13 protein-coding genes are annotated in these 17,036 nt (G+C 70.5%); 5 read left to right on the top strand and 8 right to left on the bottom strand.

Translation table 11 applies throughout. The annotated features are described in order from the left end of the window. Nucleotides 1–43 precede the first annotated feature (43 nt). The 3 genes from CXY81_RS15405 to CXY81_RS15395 are packed head-to-tail and all read right to left on the bottom strand — an operon-like array spanning nucleotide 44 to nucleotide 3,117. Nucleotides 44–1,210: an Mrp/NBP35 family ATP-binding protein gene (locus CXY81_RS15405; RefSeq protein ID WP_104169980.1), complete on the bottom strand. Its 1,167-nt coding sequence runs from the start codon at nucleotides 1,208–1,210 to the stop codon at nucleotides 44–46. Then, nucleotides 1,203–1,799 carry a DUF1003 domain-containing protein gene (locus CXY81_RS15400; RefSeq protein WP_104101041.1) on the bottom strand — a complete coding sequence of 199 codons (597 nt, stop codon included), beginning with the start codon at nucleotides 1,797–1,799 and terminating at the stop codon, nucleotides 1,203–1,205. The genes CXY81_RS15405 and CXY81_RS15400 overlap by 8 nt, the downstream gene beginning before the upstream one ends. Beyond that, nucleotides 1,786–3,117: a magnesium transporter MgtE N-terminal domain-containing protein gene (locus tag CXY81_RS15395; protein ID WP_104101042.1), complete on the bottom strand. Its 1,332-nt coding sequence runs from the start codon at nucleotides 3,115–3,117 to the stop codon at nucleotides 1,786–1,788. The genes CXY81_RS15400 and CXY81_RS15395 overlap by 14 nt, the downstream gene beginning before the upstream one ends. 54 nt (nucleotides 3,118–3,171) lie before the next feature. Here CXY81_RS15395 and CXY81_RS15390 point away from each other — a divergent pair, with 54 nt between their 5' ends. Next, the gene (locus tag CXY81_RS15390) at nucleotides 3,172–3,753 is read left to right on the top strand and encodes a general stress protein (protein ID WP_104195355.1); all 582 of its coding nucleotides are present in this window, start codon (nucleotides 3,172–3,174) and stop codon (nucleotides 3,751–3,753) included. Between the two features lie 16 nt (nucleotides 3,754–3,769). Here the strand turns inward: CXY81_RS15390 and CXY81_RS15385 are convergent, their stop codons facing one another. Beyond that, complete coding sequence (locus CXY81_RS15385) at nucleotides 3,770–5,311, bottom strand: aminopeptidase P family protein (RefSeq protein WP_104195354.1); 1,542 nt, start codon at nucleotides 5,309–5,311, stop codon at nucleotides 3,770–3,772. A gap of 19 nt (nucleotides 5,312–5,330) precedes the next feature. After that, complete coding sequence (locus CXY81_RS15380) at nucleotides 5,331–5,813, bottom strand: endonuclease/exonuclease/phosphatase family protein (RefSeq protein ID WP_104195353.1); 483 nt, start codon at nucleotides 5,811–5,813, stop codon at nucleotides 5,331–5,333. Nucleotides 5,814–6,051: 238 nt separating this feature from the next. Here CXY81_RS15380 and CXY81_RS15375 point away from each other — a divergent pair, with 238 nt between their 5' ends. Next, nucleotides 6,052–6,921, top strand: coding sequence for a PHP domain-containing protein (locus tag CXY81_RS15375; RefSeq protein WP_104195352.1), 870 nt, complete (start codon nucleotides 6,052–6,054; stop codon nucleotides 6,919–6,921). A gap of 165 nt (nucleotides 6,922–7,086) precedes the next feature. Here the strand turns inward: CXY81_RS15375 and CXY81_RS15370 are convergent, their stop codons facing one another. Then, nucleotides 7,087–8,664: a DEAD/DEAH box helicase gene (locus CXY81_RS15370; RefSeq protein ID WP_104195351.1), complete on the bottom strand. Its 1,578-nt coding sequence runs from the start codon at nucleotides 8,662–8,664 to the stop codon at nucleotides 7,087–7,089. A 208-nt stretch (nucleotides 8,665–8,872) separates the two neighbouring features. On the opposite strand from CXY81_RS15370, the gene CXY81_RS15365 reads away from it, so the two are divergent. After that, the gene (locus tag CXY81_RS15365) at nucleotides 8,873–9,580 is read left to right on the top strand and encodes a ferritin-like fold-containing protein (RefSeq protein ID WP_233194223.1); all 708 of its coding nucleotides are present in this window, start codon (nucleotides 8,873–8,875) and stop codon (nucleotides 9,578–9,580) included. Between the two features lie 26 nt (nucleotides 9,581–9,606). On the opposite strand, the gene CXY81_RS15360 is transcribed toward CXY81_RS15365, so the two are convergent. Next, a complete protein-coding gene (locus tag CXY81_RS15360; RefSeq protein WP_104195350.1) occupies nucleotides 9,607–9,915 on the bottom strand; it encodes a hypothetical protein in 309 nt (102 codons plus the stop codon). A gap of 6 nt (nucleotides 9,916–9,921) precedes the next feature. Further along, entirely contained in the window at nucleotides 9,922–10,146 is a 225-nt protein-coding gene (locus CXY81_RS15355; protein WP_104169971.1) for a DUF3107 domain-containing protein, read from the bottom strand. A gap of 98 nt (nucleotides 10,147–10,244) precedes the next feature. Here CXY81_RS15355 and CXY81_RS15350 point away from each other — a divergent pair, with 98 nt between their 5' ends. Next, the gene (locus CXY81_RS15350; RefSeq protein WP_104195349.1) at nucleotides 10,245–13,559 is read left to right on the top strand and encodes an ATP-dependent DNA helicase; all 3,315 of its coding nucleotides are present in this window, start codon (nucleotides 10,245–10,247) and stop codon (nucleotides 13,557–13,559) included. Next, a complete protein-coding gene (locus CXY81_RS15345) occupies nucleotides 13,556–17,008 on the top strand; it encodes an ATP-dependent DNA helicase (RefSeq protein ID WP_104195348.1) in 3,453 nt (1,150 codons plus the stop codon). Before CXY81_RS15350 ends, CXY81_RS15345 begins: the two co-directional genes overlap by 4 nt. Nucleotides 17,009–17,036: the final 28 nt, after the last annotated feature.

Below are 17,036 nucleotides of genomic sequence, written 5' to 3'. Positions count from 1 at the left end.
GGGGGCGGCGCATGCGCTCCGCCGCGGCGCCGGTGCGGCGACGCTACTTTGGGGTGATGCCGAGGCTCAATCCGGAGAGGCCGCGCGCCCGGGTGGCGAGGCGGTCGGCAACCAAACGGATAGCCACGGCCGCGGGGTCGGTCGGGTCGCCGTGCACCACGGGCACCCCGGTGTCTCCGCCGCTGCGGAGCGGCACGCTGAGGGGAACCTGGGCGAGCAACGGTACGGGGAACTCGTGCCCGGCGCCGAGCCGGCGCGCGACCTCGGCGCCGCCCCCGGAACCGAACAGCTCCAGCACCGTGCCGTCGGGCTGCACGATCCCGGCCATGTTCTCGATCACGCCGTAGATGGTCTGGCCGGTCTGCCGGGCCACGACACCGCTGCGTTCGGCGATGTCGGCGGCGGCCGGTTGCGGGGTGGTGACGACGATGACCTCGGCCTGGGGCAGCAGCTGCCCGACCGAGATGGCCACGTCGCCGGTGCCCGGAGGCAGGTCCAGCAGCAGGATGTCCAGGTCGCCGAAGTAGACGTCGGTGAGGAACTGGGTGATCGTGCGGTGCAGCATCGGCCCGCGCCAGGCGACCGCGACGGAGCCGTCCTCCACGAACATGCCGATCGAGATGACCTTCACGTCGAAGGCGATCGGCGGCAGGATCATCTCGCCAACCTGGGTCGGCTTGACCGCGGCGGACTTGCCTGTCTCGGGGGAAGGCGGGGTGACCAGGCCGAGGAGTCCGGGGATGGAGAACCCGTAGACATCCGCGTCGACGATGCCGACCCGCAGGCCGCGCTCGGCCAGGGCCACGGCCAGGTTCGCGGTGATTGTGGACTTGCCGACCCCGCCCTTGCCGCTGGTGATGGCGTAGACCCGGGTGAGCGAGTCCGGGCCGAATTGGTTGCTGCGGGCTTCCTTGCCGCCGCGCAGCTTCTCCGTCATCGCACGGCGCTGCTCGCGCGTCATCACGCTCACATCCACGGTCACGTTGCCGGGGCCGGCCACGGACTCCACGGCGCGCAACACATCGCGCTCGATCTGCCGGGCCGCCGGGCAGCCGGCGATGGTGAGACGGATCCCCACGAGGGCGCGGCCGTCGACGATCCGCACCCCGGCGACCATGTCGAGGTCGGTGATCGGCTTGCGGATCTCCGGGTCGATCACCCGGGCCAGGGCGGTGAGCACCTGGTCGGCGGAAAAGAGGGGCTCAGGCACTGGGCGATCGCTCCTCGCGGTCGCGGTCTCGCTCGCGGTCGCCCTTGCGGAGGCGTTTCCGGGTCTGTTTGTCCGGGTCTTCGCGCTCTTCCAGGTTGTCGAGAAGGGCGCGCAGCTCGGAGCGGAGGAAATCGCGGGAGGCGAGGTCCTTCATGCCGAGGCGCAGCGCCACCACCTCCCGGGCGAGGTATTCGGTGTCGGCCAGGTTGCGTTCGGCGCGCTGCCGGTCCTGTTCGAACTGCACCCGGTCTCGGTCGTCCTGGCGGTTCTGCGCCAGCAGGATCATCGGGGCCGCGTAGGAGGCCTGCATCGACAAGACCAGGGTCAGTGCGATGAAGCCGAGCGACACGGAGTCGAAGCGCCACTGCACCGGTGCGAGCGTGTTCCAGGCGATCCAGCTGACGGCGAAGAACGTCAGCCCGAGCAGGAACCACGGCGTGCCCATGCCGCGGGCGATGGCCTCGGTGAACCGGCCGAAGCGGTCGCGGCTGGGGCGGTCGCGGCTACGCCGGCGCTTGCGGCCGAGGGCGGGCGTGCGCACACCCTTGGGGGAGTCGAGGCGGAGATCCGCTCGGTTAGCTCGGGCCATTGCCGGTCCTCCGTCCGTGGTGCAGCGGGATGCTTCCCGTGGTCAGTTCGGTGCGGGCCTCGGCCCGGCGGCGCACGTCGTCGTTGCCATCGTGGCTGCGCCAGTCGTCGGGCAGCAGATAGTCGAGGACGTCGTCAATCGTCACCACCCCGACGAGTCGGTGGTTCTCGTCGACCACGGGCACGGAGACGAGGTCATAGCTGGCGAGGATGCGGGTGACCTCTGCGGCCGAGGTGTCGGCGGTGACGGGATCGAGACCCTGGTCGAGCAGTGTGCCGAGGCGTTCGTGGGGCGGGTAGCGCAGCATCCGTTGGAAATGCACCATGCCGAGGAAGCGGCCGGTGGGCGGCTCGTAGGGCGGGAGGGTGACGCAGATGGCCGCGCCGAGGGCCGGCGCCAGGTCGTGGCGACGGATGAGCGCGAGCCCCTCAGCGACCGTGGCATCGGCCGAGACGATGATCGGTTCGGTCGTCATCAGGCCGCCGGCGGTGTCGGGGGCGTAGGTGAGCAGGAAACGCACGTCGTCCGCTTCCTCCGGCTCCATCAGGTCGAGCAGCTGTTCGCCGAGCTCTTCCGGCAGCTGCGCGATCAGGTCGGCGGCGTCGTCGGGCTGCATGTGGTCGAGCACGTCGGCGGCGCGGGCGTCGCCGAGCCGGGTCAGGATGCTGACCTGCTCACTTTCCGGCATCTCCTCGAGGGCGTCGGCGAGGCGGCCGTCCGGCAGCTCGCCGGCAACCTCGTGCATGCGCTCCGGTGGGAGGTCGAGCAGGGTATTCGCGAGGTCGGCGGGCTTGAGGTCGGAGTAGGTGGCGATGAGCTGCTCGGCCGACTGGGCCTGGCCCTCGGTGGTCTGCTCGCGCACCTCGGCCCAGTCCGTGAAGGTCGTGGCGCCCTTCGCGAAGAGGGACAGGCTGGTCTTGGGGCGGCGCACGAAGAGCTGGCTGATCGCCCAACCGCCCTGGGGGAGCTCCTCGATCGAGACGTCTTCGATGGTCGCCTCACCGGAACCGTCGTTGAAGACCACCGTGCGCCCAAGCATCTCGGCAATGACGCGCACCTCTCCGCCGCGCTGCTCGAAGCGGCGCACGTTGATCAGGCCGGTGGTGATGATCTGACCCGAACCGATGCTGGTGACGCGCCCGATGGACACGAAAACGCGGCGTTTGCCCGGGATCTCCACGATCAGGCCGACGACGAGGGGCGGGTCGTTTTTTCGGTAGACCACCAGCACGTCCCTGACCTTGCCCACACGGTCTCCCGCGGGGTCGAAAACGGTACACCCGGCCAAACGGGCAACGAAGACTCTGGTGGCAGACACAGATCAAATCTAGGCCACCTTCAGGGCAGATCGGTCCTGTGAAAGAATGGACTCATGAGCAATCAGAACCCCTTCGGCGGGCGCAGGGCCGCATTGTTCCCCGTTTTACCCAAGGGGGAGGTGCTCGCGACATACGCCACCTATGGCGAGGCTCAGGAAGCTGTGGACACTCTGGCGAAGTCCGACTTCCCGGTGAAGCAGGTCTCCATCCTCGGCAGCGACCTCAAAACCGTCGAGCGGGTCACCGGCAAACTCACCTGGGGGCGCGTCGCTCTCGCCGGTGCGGCCTCCGGCGCCTGGCTGGGCGTGTTCTTCGGGCTGCTGTTCTTCATTTTCTCGCCGGATGGCGCGGGCCTGCCGTTCGTATTCGCCGCGGTGATGATCGGCGCCGGGTTCGGCATGCTGTTCGGGGTCGTCAGTGCCGCGCTCAATCGCCGTCGCCGCGACTTCACATCGACCATGCAGGTGATTGCCAGCACCTATCAGGTGATCGTCGACGGCGCCCTGGTCAATCGGGCCCGGAACCTGCTCGCCGGGCACGCTGAGGCCGAGCAGGCGGTGCCGGCCCCGCCGCATCCGTCGGAGCCCCCTCGCGTCGAAGAGCCGCCCGCGGCTCCGCAGCATCCGCTGCCCTGACAGTCCGCGGCCAGGTTTAGGTGGTGAGGGCGGCGATCCAGGCCTCGACCTCCTCGACGGTGCGGGGGATGCCGGCCGACAGGTTCTCCGGGCCGTCCGCGGTGACCAGGATGTCGTCTTCGATCCGCACGCCGATGCCGCGGTACTCCGCAGGCACCGTCAGGTCGTCGGGCTGAAAGTAGAGGCCGGGTTCGATCGTGAACACCATTCCGGGCTCGATCACGCCGTCCATGTACATCTCGCGGCGCGCCTGCGCGCAGTCGTGCACGTCGAGGCCGAGGTGGTGGCTGGTGCCGTGCACCATATAGCGGCGGTGGTGGCCGTTGTCGGGCAGCAGGGCCTCCTCGGCGGTGACCGGCAGCATGCCCCATTCGGCCGTGCGACGCGCGATGACCGCCATCGCCGCGGCGTGCACGTCGCGGAACACGGCGCCGGGACGCGCCATGGCGAACGCGGCATCCGCTGCCTCGCGCACGGCGTCGTAGACGCGGCGCTGCACGTCGGTGAAGGTGCCGTTCACCGGGAGGGTGCGGGTGATGTCGGCGGTGTAGTAGCTGTCGACCTCGACGCCGGCGTCGATCAGGATCAGGTCGCCGGGCACGACGGCGCCATCGTTGCGGGTCCAGTGCAGGATGCAGGCGTGAGGGCCGGACGCGGCGATCGTATCGTAGCCGACCGCGTTGCCGTCGGACCGGGCCCGGGTGTTGAACACGCCCTCAACGAGCCGTTCGCCGCGGTGGTGGGTGCTCGAGCGGGGCAGGTCCCGGATAACGTCCTCGAAGCCGCGGGCCGTGGCGGCGACGGCGAGGCGCATCTGGGCGATCTCGTAGGAGTCCTTGACCAGGCGCAGCTCCGACAGGCCCCGGGCGAACTGCTCGTCGGCGGCGTGGTCGCCGTTGATCTCGAGGCTGAACGGCGAGTCGGAGGCGTCGGTCGTGAGCACCTTCTCCGCCGCGAATCGGAGGCGGGCCTCGTCGATCTCGGTGGTGAAGAGCGGGTCGGCCTCCCGCAGCACGAGGCTCTCGGTGTCGATCGTGTTCATGACCAGGGCCAGGTCGGCGATGCCGCGCACCGGCACGCCGAGGTCGGCGGCAACCTGGGCGACCCCGGGGCGTGGGCCGATCCAGAATTCGCCGATATCGGGGTTCGCGTAGAACTCGTCCGAGTCGCGGCCGGCCCGCTCTCGGAAGTAGAGGGTGGCGTCGTGGCCGGTCGCTGTGGGTTCGAGCACCAGCACGGCGCCGGGCTCGGCGTCGCTGCCCCAGCCGGTGAGGTGCGCAAAGGCCGAGTGCGCGCGGAACGCGTAGTCGGTGTCGTTGGAGCGTTGCTTGAGACGGCCGGCGGGGATGATCAGACGCTGTCCGGGGTGCATTGCGGAAAGGAGTTCGCGGCGGGCGGCCGCGAAGCGCGCCTGCTCGCGGGCGAGCGGTAGCTCTTCGGTGCGCTCGGCCCAGTCGCTGGAGATGTACGCCTTGAACCCGGCCGAACCGGGGGTGGTGGAGCGGTTCTCGTTCGATCGGGGAGCAGGGGTGATCGCGGTTTCGCTGGAAGTGGCCATGGCCCATTGTCCCATTGAGCTAGGAGGTCGGGGCGAGGGTGGCCACGATCGGGCGGTGGTCGCTGCCAGCGCCGTCTTCCGCCTCGATCACGCGCAGGCCCTGCACCTGCCAGTTTGCGGTGGCCAACACGTGGTCGATCGGCAAGCCGAGCAGGGCCGGCGCGAAAGTTGGCCAGGTGCCGACGGCGCCCGCACCGGTCGCCGGTCCGGCGTCCCGGCAGTCGCCGAGGACGGCGCCGGCCGATGTCTCGTGGCCGCTCAGGTGGTCGACCGTCGCGTTGAAATCACCGGCCATGATCACGTTCGGTTCAACGCACTGTTCGGCGAGCCAGTCCAGGTCGGAACGCCGGTTCGACATCTCGAATCGAATGGGTGCGACGGCGTGCACCGCGATGATGGTGGGCCCGACGTCGTCGGCGGGCGTGGCGACGACGGTCGGCAGCACGTTGGTGTTGCCGGGAGGCCCGGAGCCGGCCTCGTTGCTGACCGTGTAGTCGCCCAAGTCGGGGTGATCAGCAGGGTCGTGGAGCGGGCCTTGGAGATCTGGTCGAAGGCGATGGTGTGCACCCACATCGGACGTCCGCCCTCGCGCATGGCTTCGGCGACGGCCTCACCGGTGGCCTCGGTGGTTTCCGGCAGGGTGACGATGTCGGCGTTCTGGCCGAGGGCGAGTCGGGCGATGGCGGCGGCTGGGAACCCCGCGGGACGGTCCGGGTCCGCCGCACAACTAGCATGGGGGAATGCTTGGTGCTCGACGATTCCGTGGTCCGATCGATCTGCACACGCATTCGAGCGTGTCGGATGGCACGGAGACCCCGTCGCAGCTCGTGCGGGCCGCCGCCGCGGCCGGCCTGGGCACGGTCGCACTGACCGACCACGATTCGACCGCCGGCTGGGCCGAGGCCGGTGTTGCCGCCCGCACCGCCGGACTCACACTCATCCCCGGCATGGAATTCAGCACCCGGGTGGGCTTTTCCAGCGTGCACCTGCTCGCGTACCTGTTCGACCCGTCCAACGCCGGCATCGTGGCCGAAACCGCCCGGGTGCGGCAGGCCCGGCTGGTGCGCGCCGAGCAGATGGTGGAGCGCATCGGCGTCGACTACGCCCTGACCTGGCAAGACGTGCTCGCACAGACCACGCCGGATGCGACGGTCGGCCGCCCGCATATCGCCGACGCACTGGTGGCCCGCGGGTTCGCGCTCACCCGGAGCGAGGCCTTCGCGGGAATCTTGCACTGGGAGGCCGGCTACTACCAGCCCCACTACGCGCCGGACCCGCTGCGGGCCATCACCCTCGTGCGCGCGGCCGGTGGGGTGCCGGTCATCGCACACCCGGCGACGCGCGGGGCGGTCGACGTCATCCCTGAAGCGAAACTGGCCCGGTTGGCCGAGGCCGGCCTTTTCGGGCTCGAACTCGAGCACCGTGAGAACAGGCCCGAGGCGAAGGCCCACCTCTACGCGCTCGCCGAGAAGTACGGACTCTTCGTCACCGGGTCCAGCGATTACCACGGCGAGGGCAAGCCGAACCGCCTGGGCGAGAACACGACGGCGCCCGAGGTGCTCGAGCGCATCATCGGACAGGGAACGGGCTCGCCGCCCGTCTACGGCTGACGCCGCCCACCCTAGGGAACAGGGCGCGCGGTCTACCATGCGCCGCGAGCCCTCACGTGAGCCGCCGCGGAGGCAAACGAAAAGCGCCCCCGCCGAAGCGGAGGCGCTTACGGCCGGAACTGCCGTGCCGGAACTGCCGTGCAGGAACTGCCGTGCAGGGGGTGCCTAGCTGGGGGTGCCGGCCTGCGGTGCGTGGCGACGCGAGCGGCTCCGACGCCGCGGGGCGCTGTTGCCGTCGTGGTGCTCGGCGCCGCCGCCGTCGTGAGTGCCGGCGGCCGGGGTGATGACCGGGGCATCCGGGTTGGTGGTCGCGCTGACCCGGGTGCGCGAGCGCGGCGGGCGGCTGCCGGCCAGTTCGCCGGAGTGGCTCGCGCCCGAGCGTGCGGCGTCGGTATGACCGGCGCCGGAGCGACCGGCGCCGGAGCGACCGGCGCCCGAGCGCGAGGAGTCGCCACCGGTGCGGCCCCCGCTGGAACGGCCCGAGTCGGAGCGGCCGGCGCCGCCGGTGCGGCCTGCGCCACCCGTGCGTGCAGCCGAGGCGGCGGTCTCTCGGTTGGGCGAGGCGCGGAGGCGCCCCTTCGACCCGGCCGGGATGTTCAGGTCGGCGTAGAGGTGCGGCGACGACGAGTAGGTCTCCATCGGAACCGGCGTGCCGAAGTCGAGCGCGTTGTTGATCAGCGTCCACTTGTGCATGTCGTCCCAGTCGACGAACGTGACCGCAATGCCGGTCTTGCCCGCACGGCCGGTGCGTCCCACGCGGTGCAGGTAGGCCTTCTCGTCCTCGGGGATGGTGTGGTTGATCACGTGAGTGACGTCGTCCACGTCGATGCCGCGCGCGGCGACATCCGTGGCGATCAGGATGTCCTTCTTGCCGGCCTTGAAGGAGGCCATGGCGCGTTCACGCTGTTCCTGGTTGAGGTCACCGTGCACGGCCGTGGCGTTGAAGCCGCGATCGCCGAGCTCCTCGACCAGCTTGGCGGCGGCGCGCTTGGTGCGGGTGAAGATCACGGTCTTGCCGCGGCCTTCGGCCATCAGGATGCGGCCGATCACCTCGTCCTTGTCCATGTTGTGTGCGCGGTAGACAAGGTGCTCGATGTTGGCCTGCATCAGGCCCTCGTCGGGGTCGGACGCACGGATGTGGATCGGTCGGTTCATGAACCGGCGCGCCAGGGCGACGATCGGGCCCGGCATCGTGGCCGAGAACAGCATCGTGTGGCGGGTGGACGGCGTCTGCGAGAACAGCTTCTCGATGTCGGCGAGAAAGCCGAGGTCGAGCATCTTGTCGGCCTCGTCGAGCACCATCTCGCTCACGTTGGCGAGGCTGAGCAGGCGCTGGCTGGCAAGATCGAGGAGCCGGCCGGGGGTGCCGACGACGATCTGCGCGCCGGCCTTGAGCGCCTCGATCTGACCTTCGTACGCCTTGCCGCCGTAGATGGAGACAACCTTGGTGTTGCGGTTGCTGGACGCCATCTCGAGGTCTTCGGAGACCTGCACGCACAGCTCGCGGGTCGGGACGACGACGAGTACCTGCACGCCGGGTGCGGGGTCGAGCCCGAGTCGCTGAATGATCGGAAGGCCGAAGCCGAGGGTCTTGCCGGTGCCGGTCTTGGCCTGACCGATGATGTCCTGGCCGCTCAGGGCGAGGGGGATGGTCTGCACCTGGATGGGGAAGGGCTCGATGATGCCTTGATCAGCGAGAGCCTGAACCATGTCCTGGTCGATGTTGAGTTCGGAGAAAGTCACGAATTATTGCCTTGTCATTAGCTGGAAGCGGGATGCGCCCGTCTTTTGCTTCGGGCACCTGGCCATCGATCCATGCCGATGGCGTGGTCCCAGCCTATCGGGCGGCCCTGTGAAGTCTCTTATACCGGACCTGGACGCATCGATTCGCCCAGCGTGGGCCGGAACCCGCGGTGGCGGCACGACACTGTCCTAAGCTGGGCCTGTGATCATGTGGACCGATGGGCGCAAGAAGCGCGTGGAGGCACCCCGGCAACCGGCGCGGCGGGCACGTCAGTCGACCACGAAAATGGACATCGCCGGTTTCACGCCGGAGTTGCTGCCCTACCTCGGCCAGGCGGCGTACTTCCAACTCGGCATGTTCGAGAACCTCGCCCTGGCCATCGCGATCGCTCCGGACCTCACCGCGAAGGAGGCGCTGAGCGTCGCCGCCGGCCGGGCCCTCGCCAAGCACCAGGGGCTCGTGGCCGAGATCCGTCGCCGCGGCGGTGAGCCGTCCGAGGTGATGGCCCCGTTCGCGCCCCACCTCGACGCGTTCCGCGAGCAGACGGCCGGCGCCGACTGGAACGAACTGCTGCTCAGCTGCTATCTCGCCGGGGGACTGCTCGACGACTTCTTCATCCGGCTGTCCGACGGGCTGCCCGGCGATGTGGGCCCGCGGGTGGCGCACCTGCTCGGCCAGGACGCCGGCACGGAGGTTCTCGTCACCCACCTGAAGGCCGCCATCGGCGCCGCCCCGGCGCTCGGGTCGCACCTGGCCCTGTGGGGACGACGCCTGGTCGGGGACACCCTGCTGGTCGCCCGCTCGGCTCTGCCGATGGAGGGCATCACCGCAGCCGAGTCCCGGATCGAACCCGTGTTCACCGAGCTCATCGCCACGCACACGCGGCGCATGGACGGGCTCGGCCTGACCGCCTGACCGCCGGCCGCACGGGGGAGCCTTCGTCACGCGCCGGCCGGGTGCCCGTCGCGCATCAGGGTGTGCAGCATCCGCTCGTCGCCGGCGGTGCGCGTGCGCACCAGGGCCAGGTCGGCTGCGACGGATGCCAGTGCGGTCACCCCGAGAGTGACCCACCAGATCCAGCCACCGTCCCAGGGCGCGCCGAGCCAGCTCAGCGCCACCCAGACGACGGACGCGACCATGGTGCCGATCGCCGGGACGAGGACAGCGCCGTGTGCGCGGCGCCCCGGAATGGCATACCGTGCGGCAATCCCCAGAACCGCACCGCCGAGGACGATGAAAAGCAGTTCCACGGTTGTTCAGGCGACGAAGCCGACGCGGCGGGACGCCTCGGAGCCCAGCTCAACGTACGCGAGCCCGACGGTCGGAACGATGTAGACCTTGCCCTTGCTGTCGGAGAGCTTCAGGTACCCGGTCTGCCCGGCGAGGGCGGCAGCGACCGTTTCCTCGACCTCGTTCGCGGGCTGTGAGGTCTCGAAGCCAATCTCACGGGGAGAATTGAAGATGCCAATGCGGATATCCACCAGATGCGCCTTTCGTTGCCTAAGCGCCCAGATTACGACAGAACCGCGCACCGGGCCGACATCGTTCACTGTCGGCGCAACCCGTTACGTTTGAAAACGTGACAACCCTGGGACTCCCGCTCCGTACCGAGCAAGAAACGGTCGTTCTCGACGACTCGCAACGCGCCGTTCTGGCGCTGGTAGCGCAGCCTGCCCTGCCCGTTGGTCGACGCCACATCCCGGGAGTCAGCGCCGCCGTGATCGGCGCACCCGGCACCGGCAAGACCACCACGCTGGTCGAACTCGTGGCCGAGTGCGTGCGGGGCCACGGGTATTCGCCCAGCGAGGTGCTTGTGCTGGTGCCCACTCGCACGGGGGCGACGGCCCTGCGTGACCGGCTTGCGCTGCGCCTCGGCGTGCCCACCAACGGCCCGCTGGCCCGCACCGCGAACTCGGTCGCGTTCCAGATCGTGCGGGATGCCGTGGCCCGGGCGGGAGGCGCGGCTCCCACCCTGCTCACCGGCGGCGAACAAGACCAGATCATCGCCGAGCTGCTTGAGGGGCACCGGCAGGACCACGCCGAAGCGCAGCAGGCCGAAGCGCAGGGCGGGTCGCAGCACATCGAGTCACACCCTGAGTCGCGGCACGCCGCACCGGACTGGCCCGACACCCTCGGCGCCGACGTGCGCAGCCTGCGCGGGTTCCGCACGCAGCTGCGCGACCTGATGATGCGCGCCGTCGAATACGGCGTCACCCCGGAGGCGCTCGCGGCTCTCGGCCGCAGCGAGCAGCGCCCGGAGTGGGTGGCCGCGGCCGAGTTCATCCGCGGCTACGACGACGTGAAAGACCAGTCCCGCCCTGGCCAGTACGACTCCACCGAACTGGCCCAGTTCGCCGCGGCCATCGTGGCCCGGGCCCCGGCCGGTTCCGCGGCGCTCGGCTCGCTCGGCAGCCTGCGCCTGATCCTGCTCGACGATGCGCAAGAACTTACCCAGGCCAACCTGACCCTCCTCGCCCAGTTCGCGGCGCGCGGCGTGGGCGTCATTGCGTTCGGCGACCCCGATATCAGCACCGGCTCCTTCCACGGCGCCCACCCGGATGCCCTCGGCCGGCTGGGCGCGTACCTGTCCGGCGCCGTGCTGCCGACCCTGGTTCTCAGCACGGTGTACCGGCACGACGCGGCCATCCGCGGGGTGGTGCGGGGTCTCACGCACCGCATCGGCGCAGCCTCGGCCGGCACTCAACGGTTCGCCGTCGGCGTGGCTGACCCGGCCGCGCAGGCAGTCCAGTCCGGAGGGCAGGCGGACCAGGCCGAGCCTGCCGGGGAGCCGAACCCCGTGCAGACCATGCTCGCGGACAGCCCCGCCGACCAGCTCGCCGTGATCGCCCGCCGGCTGCGGGAGCGGCACGTGCTCGGCGGCATTCCGTGGGGTCAGATGGCGGTCGTCGTGCGCAGCGGCTCGCTCGTGCCCGCCCTGTCCAAGGGGCTCGCCGCGCTCGAGGTGCCCACCCAGGTGTCGTCGGCGCAGACCGCGCTCCGCGACGATTACGCCGTGCGGGCCTTCATCCTCGCGCTCGAGGTGACCCTGGGCCGCACACCCCTGGGGCCCGAGGAGGCGACCCTGCTGCTCCGCGGCCCGCTCGGCGGCCTCGACCCGATCACCCTGCGGCGCCTGCGTGCCGCGCTGCGCCAACAGGAACTCAGCAGTGACCGGAACCGCTCCGCCGACGAGCTCCTGGTGGAGGCCCTCGGCGACCCCGGCCTGTTCGCCGCCATCGACAACCGCACGGCCCGCCGGGCCGCCAGCTGCGGGGAGAGCCTCCGGGCGGCCGCCGTGGAATACGCTGCCGGCGCCACGATCGAGGAACTGCTCTGGGGTCTCTGGCAACGAAGCGGCCTCGCCCGGGAGTGGAAGGACCAGTCCACCGGCACGGGCATCGTCGCCGACGAGGCCAACCACAACCTCGACGCCGTGGTGGAGCTCTTCTCCGCCGCGCAGCGCTACGTGGAGCGCACCCCGACCGCCCCGCCGGTTTTGTTCCTCGAACACCTTGTCGACACCGACGTGCCCGAAGACACCCTCGCCCCGCGCGCGCTGGGCGACGCGGTCATCGTGTCCACCCCGAGCGGCCTGATCGGCCGCGAATTCGACGTCGTCGTCATCGCCGGGGTGCAGGAGAACGTCTGGCCCGACCTGCGCATCCGTGGTTCGCTGCTCGGAGCCGGCGACCTGGCCACGCTCGCCGCCGGCCGGCGCCCGGAGGAGGCCGGCGCCCGCACCACCGTGCTGCACGACGAGCTGCGCATGTTCGCCCAGGCGGCCAGCCGCGCCCGCAGCGAACTGCTGGTGACTGCCATCGACAACGAGGAGAACCAGCCGTCGGTCTTTTTACGGCTGCTGCCGAAGCCCGCACCGCGCACGGCTCCGGAGCCCGGCGACATCAGCCGCTACCCGCTCTCCCTGCGCGGCCTGGTGGGCCGGCTCCGCCGGGATTTGACCCGGGGCACCGCGGCCCACGGCGACGAGGCCGCGAGCCGGGCCACGGATGCCGCAGCGACCCTGGCCCGGCTGGCCCGGGAGAACGTGGTCGGTGCCGCCCCCGACCAGTGGTACGGCCTGAACGAGCCCAGCACCGTGCGCCCGCTCAACGACCCGGAGGCCGGCGACGCCCCGGTGCGCGTCTCGCCGTCGCGGATGGCGGCCTTCGAGACCTGCCCGCTGCACTGGGTGATCGGGCAGGTCGGCGGCGGCACGTCCAACACCGCCGCGAACCTCGGCACGATCATCCACAAGGTGATGGAGGACTCCACCACTCATAGCCCCGACGCGCTCTGGAAGGGCGTCGAGGCGCGCTGGGGTGAGCTTCAGTTCGACGCCGACTGGCAGTCCCGGGTGCAGAAGGTAGAGGCGCGTGCGCTGACCGACCGGCTCGCCTCCTACCTGCTCGACTTCGAACACGGCGGTGGCAGCCTGCTCAGCGCGGAGGGCACCTTCCAGCTCGATGTCGACGGCGCCGTGCTGTCCGGCACGGTCGACCGGGTCGAGCGGCTCGGCGACGGGCGGGCGGTCATCGTCGACCTGAAGACGGGCCGCGGCGACCCGATCAGCGACGCCGGGGTGGCCCTGCATCCGCAGCTCGGCGCCTACCAGCTCGCGTTCAGCGAGGGTGCCATCGAGGGCATCCCCGCCGGAATGCCGCTCGCCGGCGCTCGCCTCCTGATCGTGTCCAGCGGCACAGTCAAGCAGAATTACCGCAATCCCACCCAGCCCACCTTCACCCCTGAGGAGCTTGCGGCCTTCCGCAGCCGGGTCGGTTGGGACGCCGCCGGCATGGGCGGCGCCACCTTCCTCGCCGAAATCAGTTCCCACTGCCTCGACCCGCGCTCGCACGGGTCCTGCCGAATCCACGTCATCAAGCAGGTCAGCTCATGAACCAGTCCGTCACCCCGCCGCCCATCTCGGCCCGCCAGATCGCTGCGACGCTGGGCATGTTCCCCCCCACGGATGAACAGCAGGCCGTGATCGAGGCGCCGTTGGCGCCCACCCTCGTGGTGGCCGGGGCCGGCAGCGGCAAGACCGAGACCATGGCCAACCGGGTGCTCTGGCTGCTCGCCAACGGGCACGCCCGGCCCGACCAGATCCTCGGCCTCACCTTCACCCGCAAGGCCGCCGGCGAACTGTCCGAGCGCATCCGCGACCGCATCGACCAGCTCGACGCGCAGGGGCTGCTGCCGAAGCCGCCGGCGCCCGCGGCGGGGGTGGTCACGATCGATTCCTCCGACATGTTCAACATGCCCACGGTGTCGACGTACAACTCGTTCGCCAGCCGCCTGTTCACCGACAACGCCCTGCTCCTCGGGCGCGAACCCGAGTCGGTGCTGCTCAGCGAGACCAGCGCCTGGCTGCTGGCCCGCCGGGTGGTGATCGAGCACGGCGACAGCCGGCTCGTACCCTTCGGCAAGAAGCTCGACGCGGTGACGGATGCCGTGCTCGCCTTCAGCCGTTCCCTCGCCGAGAACCCCCCGCCCGTTGTCCCGGGCGTTCCGGCCGCGCCGCACGACCTGACCGGCCTCTCCGCCGGCTTCGGCTATCTGCGAGACCTGCCCTACGGCAACCCGCGCAAGAAGATCCCGTATGCCTCGGTCGCCGAGTCGCTCGCGGCGGTGGAGCCGCTGCCGGTTCTGTTCGAGCTCGCCGAACGCTTCGCAGTGGAGAAGCGCCGGCTCGGGCTGATCGAGTTCTCCGACCAGGTGGCTCTCGCCCTGCAGGTCTGCCAGAAGGCCCTGCAGGTCGTCGCTCGCTACCGCGACCAGTACCGGGTGGTGCTGCTCGACGAATACCAGGACACCTCGGTGCTGCAGACCGAGCTGCTGCACACCCTCTTCAGCCGGCATCCGGTGATGGCCGTCGGTGACCCGCACCAGTCCATTTACGGCTGGCGCGGGGCCAGCTCGGCGAACCTGCTGGGTTTCTCGCAGAGCTTCGCCGGACTCTCCAACCGCCAGTCGCCGTCGATGAGCCTCTCCGTCACCTGGCGCAACCCGGTCACGGTGCTCGACACCGCGAACGCGCTGGTGGCGCCGCTGAGCGAGGCGCTCCGGGCCCGGCCCGACGGCATCCAGGTCGACACCCTCGCGGTGCCGGCCGGCAAGGCGAACGGGCGGGTCGAGGCGTCGATGCTGGAGACCATCGCCGACGAGGCCCGGGTCGTTGCGGACTGGTTCGCCACGCGCCTCTCCAGCGGCACCGACAAGTCCGGCGCGATGCTCTTCCGGGCCCGGCGCGAGATGGAGTTCTTCGCCGAGGTGCTACGGGAGCAAGGCGTCCGCGCCCACGTGCTCGGCCTCGGCGGCCTGCTCTCCACCCCGGAGGTCACCGACGTCATCTGCGTGCTGCGGGTCGTTCACGATCCCGCCGCCGGCAGCGAACTGGTGCGACTGCTCGCCAGCGGTCGCTACCGGGTCGGCCCCCGCGACCTGCAGCACCTCGCGGCCGTGGCGCGCTGGCTGGCGGCACACGACTGGGCCCAGCAGGCGGTGACGCAGGAACTCAAAGACAAGATGCGGGCATCCGTCGCCGTCGACGAGGGTGCGTCGCTCGTCGACGCCCTCGACTTCGTGGCTGCCGCCCCCGAGACCCACGGGCAGCTCGCGGGCTTCAGCGACACCGGCCGGGCCCGGGTGCGGGCCGCCGGCCGCCAGCTGGCCTGGCTGCGCGCGCGGGCCGGCCTGCCGCTGCTGGACTTCGTGCGGCTGATCGAGCAGGAGCTCCTGCTCGACGTGGAACTCGTCGCCAACGAGGCCAACGGCCTGGGCCTCGCGAACCTCTACGCTTTCCACGACACGGTCTCCGCCTTCCTTGCCAGCGACGAGGTCGGCAGCCTCGCCGGTTTCCTGCGCTGGCTGGGCAGGGCCGCCGCCTACGACGACCTGGGCCCGCGGATCGAGCCGGGCGAGAGCGGCACCGTGCAACTGCTCACCATCCACGGGGCCAAGGGGCTCGAGTGGGACTATGTGGCCATCCCCAACCTGACCGAGAAGAGCCTGCCGGCTCAGACCCGGGACGGGGCCGGCTGGCTGAAGTTCGGCGAGCTGCCCTACCCGTTCCGCGGCGACCGGGCCGAGCTGCCCGAGCTCGCCTGGCAGGAGCATGAGACCCAGCTGTCGTTCGACACGGAATTTCAAGCCTACAAAGAGCAGCTCGCCGCCCGCCACGACGACGAGGAGCGGCGCCTGATCTATGTGGCCACGACCCGCGCCCAGGAGGAGCTGCTGCTCACCGGATCGTACTGGGGCGGCGGCAGCACCGTGCGCGCCCCCAGTCGGTACCTCGAAGAGCTCGCCGAGGCCGGGCTGATCGCCGCGCTGCCGGAGGGCAGCGAGCACGACGAGAAACCCGACACCGGGGAGGGCGTCGACGAGCACTGGCCCTTCGACCCGCTCGGCACGCGGCGGCCCCTCGTCGAGGCCGCGGCCGCCCGGGTGCGCGCCGAAGCGCAGAGCGAACGCGACACCCGGTGGTCCCACGCGGTCACCCTGCTGCTCGAGGAACGGATGCTGCGCCTCGCCGGCGCGGGCGCCGTCCCGCTGCCCACGCGCATTCCGGCTTCCCGGTTCAAGGACTACATCGACGACCCGGTGGGGGTGGCCGCCGCCCTGCGCCGCCCCATGCCCGAGCGACCGTACCGGGCCACCCGGCTGGGCACCCTGTTCCACTCCTGGGTGGAACAGCGCGCCGGCGGGGCGTCGGGCGGCGACCTGATCGACGCGGACGAGAGCGAACTGGACCTCGGTGACCAGGGCCCCGACGCCTTCGACCTCGACCTCGATCAGAACCAGCCGCTGGAGCAGGCCCAGCTCGAACGGCTGCAGCGCACCTTCGAGCACTCGCCGTGGGCGTCGGTGCAGCCCGAAGAGGTCGAGATCGAGATCCACCACGTGCTGGCCGGGCAGGTCTTCGTGTGCAAGCTCGACGCGGTCTACCGCACCGAGACGGGCTACCAGGTCGTCGACTGGAAGACCGGCCGGTCGCCTTCGAGCGCCGCGGACCTCGAGCTCAAGCAGACCCAGCTGGCCCTGTACCGGCTCGCCTATGCGCGCTGGAAGGGCATCGACCCGGAGATCGTCGACGCGGTGTTCTACTTCGTCGCGGACGACACGATCGTCGCCCCGGACCGGCTCTACTCCGAGGAGGACCTGGTGCGGGCCTGGTCGTCCGTTCGACTGAAGGCGGTGTCGCCCACGGTGTCGATCGCGCCGGTGGTGGCATCGTCGGCCGATGACGATGACGATGACGATGACGATGACGACGAGCCTGGACCCGAACCGGAGCCGGTCTCATCGTCGTCCTCGAACTCGCCGCCGAACTCCGACAGGTTGTAGGCGTCGGTGTGCATGGAACCACCCAGGT

Origin of the sequence: Cryobacterium sp. M25 (genome assembly GCF_002929635.1) — a bacterium.
GTDB classification, from domain to species: Bacteria; Actinomycetota; Actinomycetes; order Actinomycetales; family Microbacteriaceae; genus Cryobacterium; species Cryobacterium sandaracinum.
The sequence above is the reverse complement of the archived record's forward strand: the minus strand, read 5'-3'. Positions and strand labels throughout refer to the sequence as shown.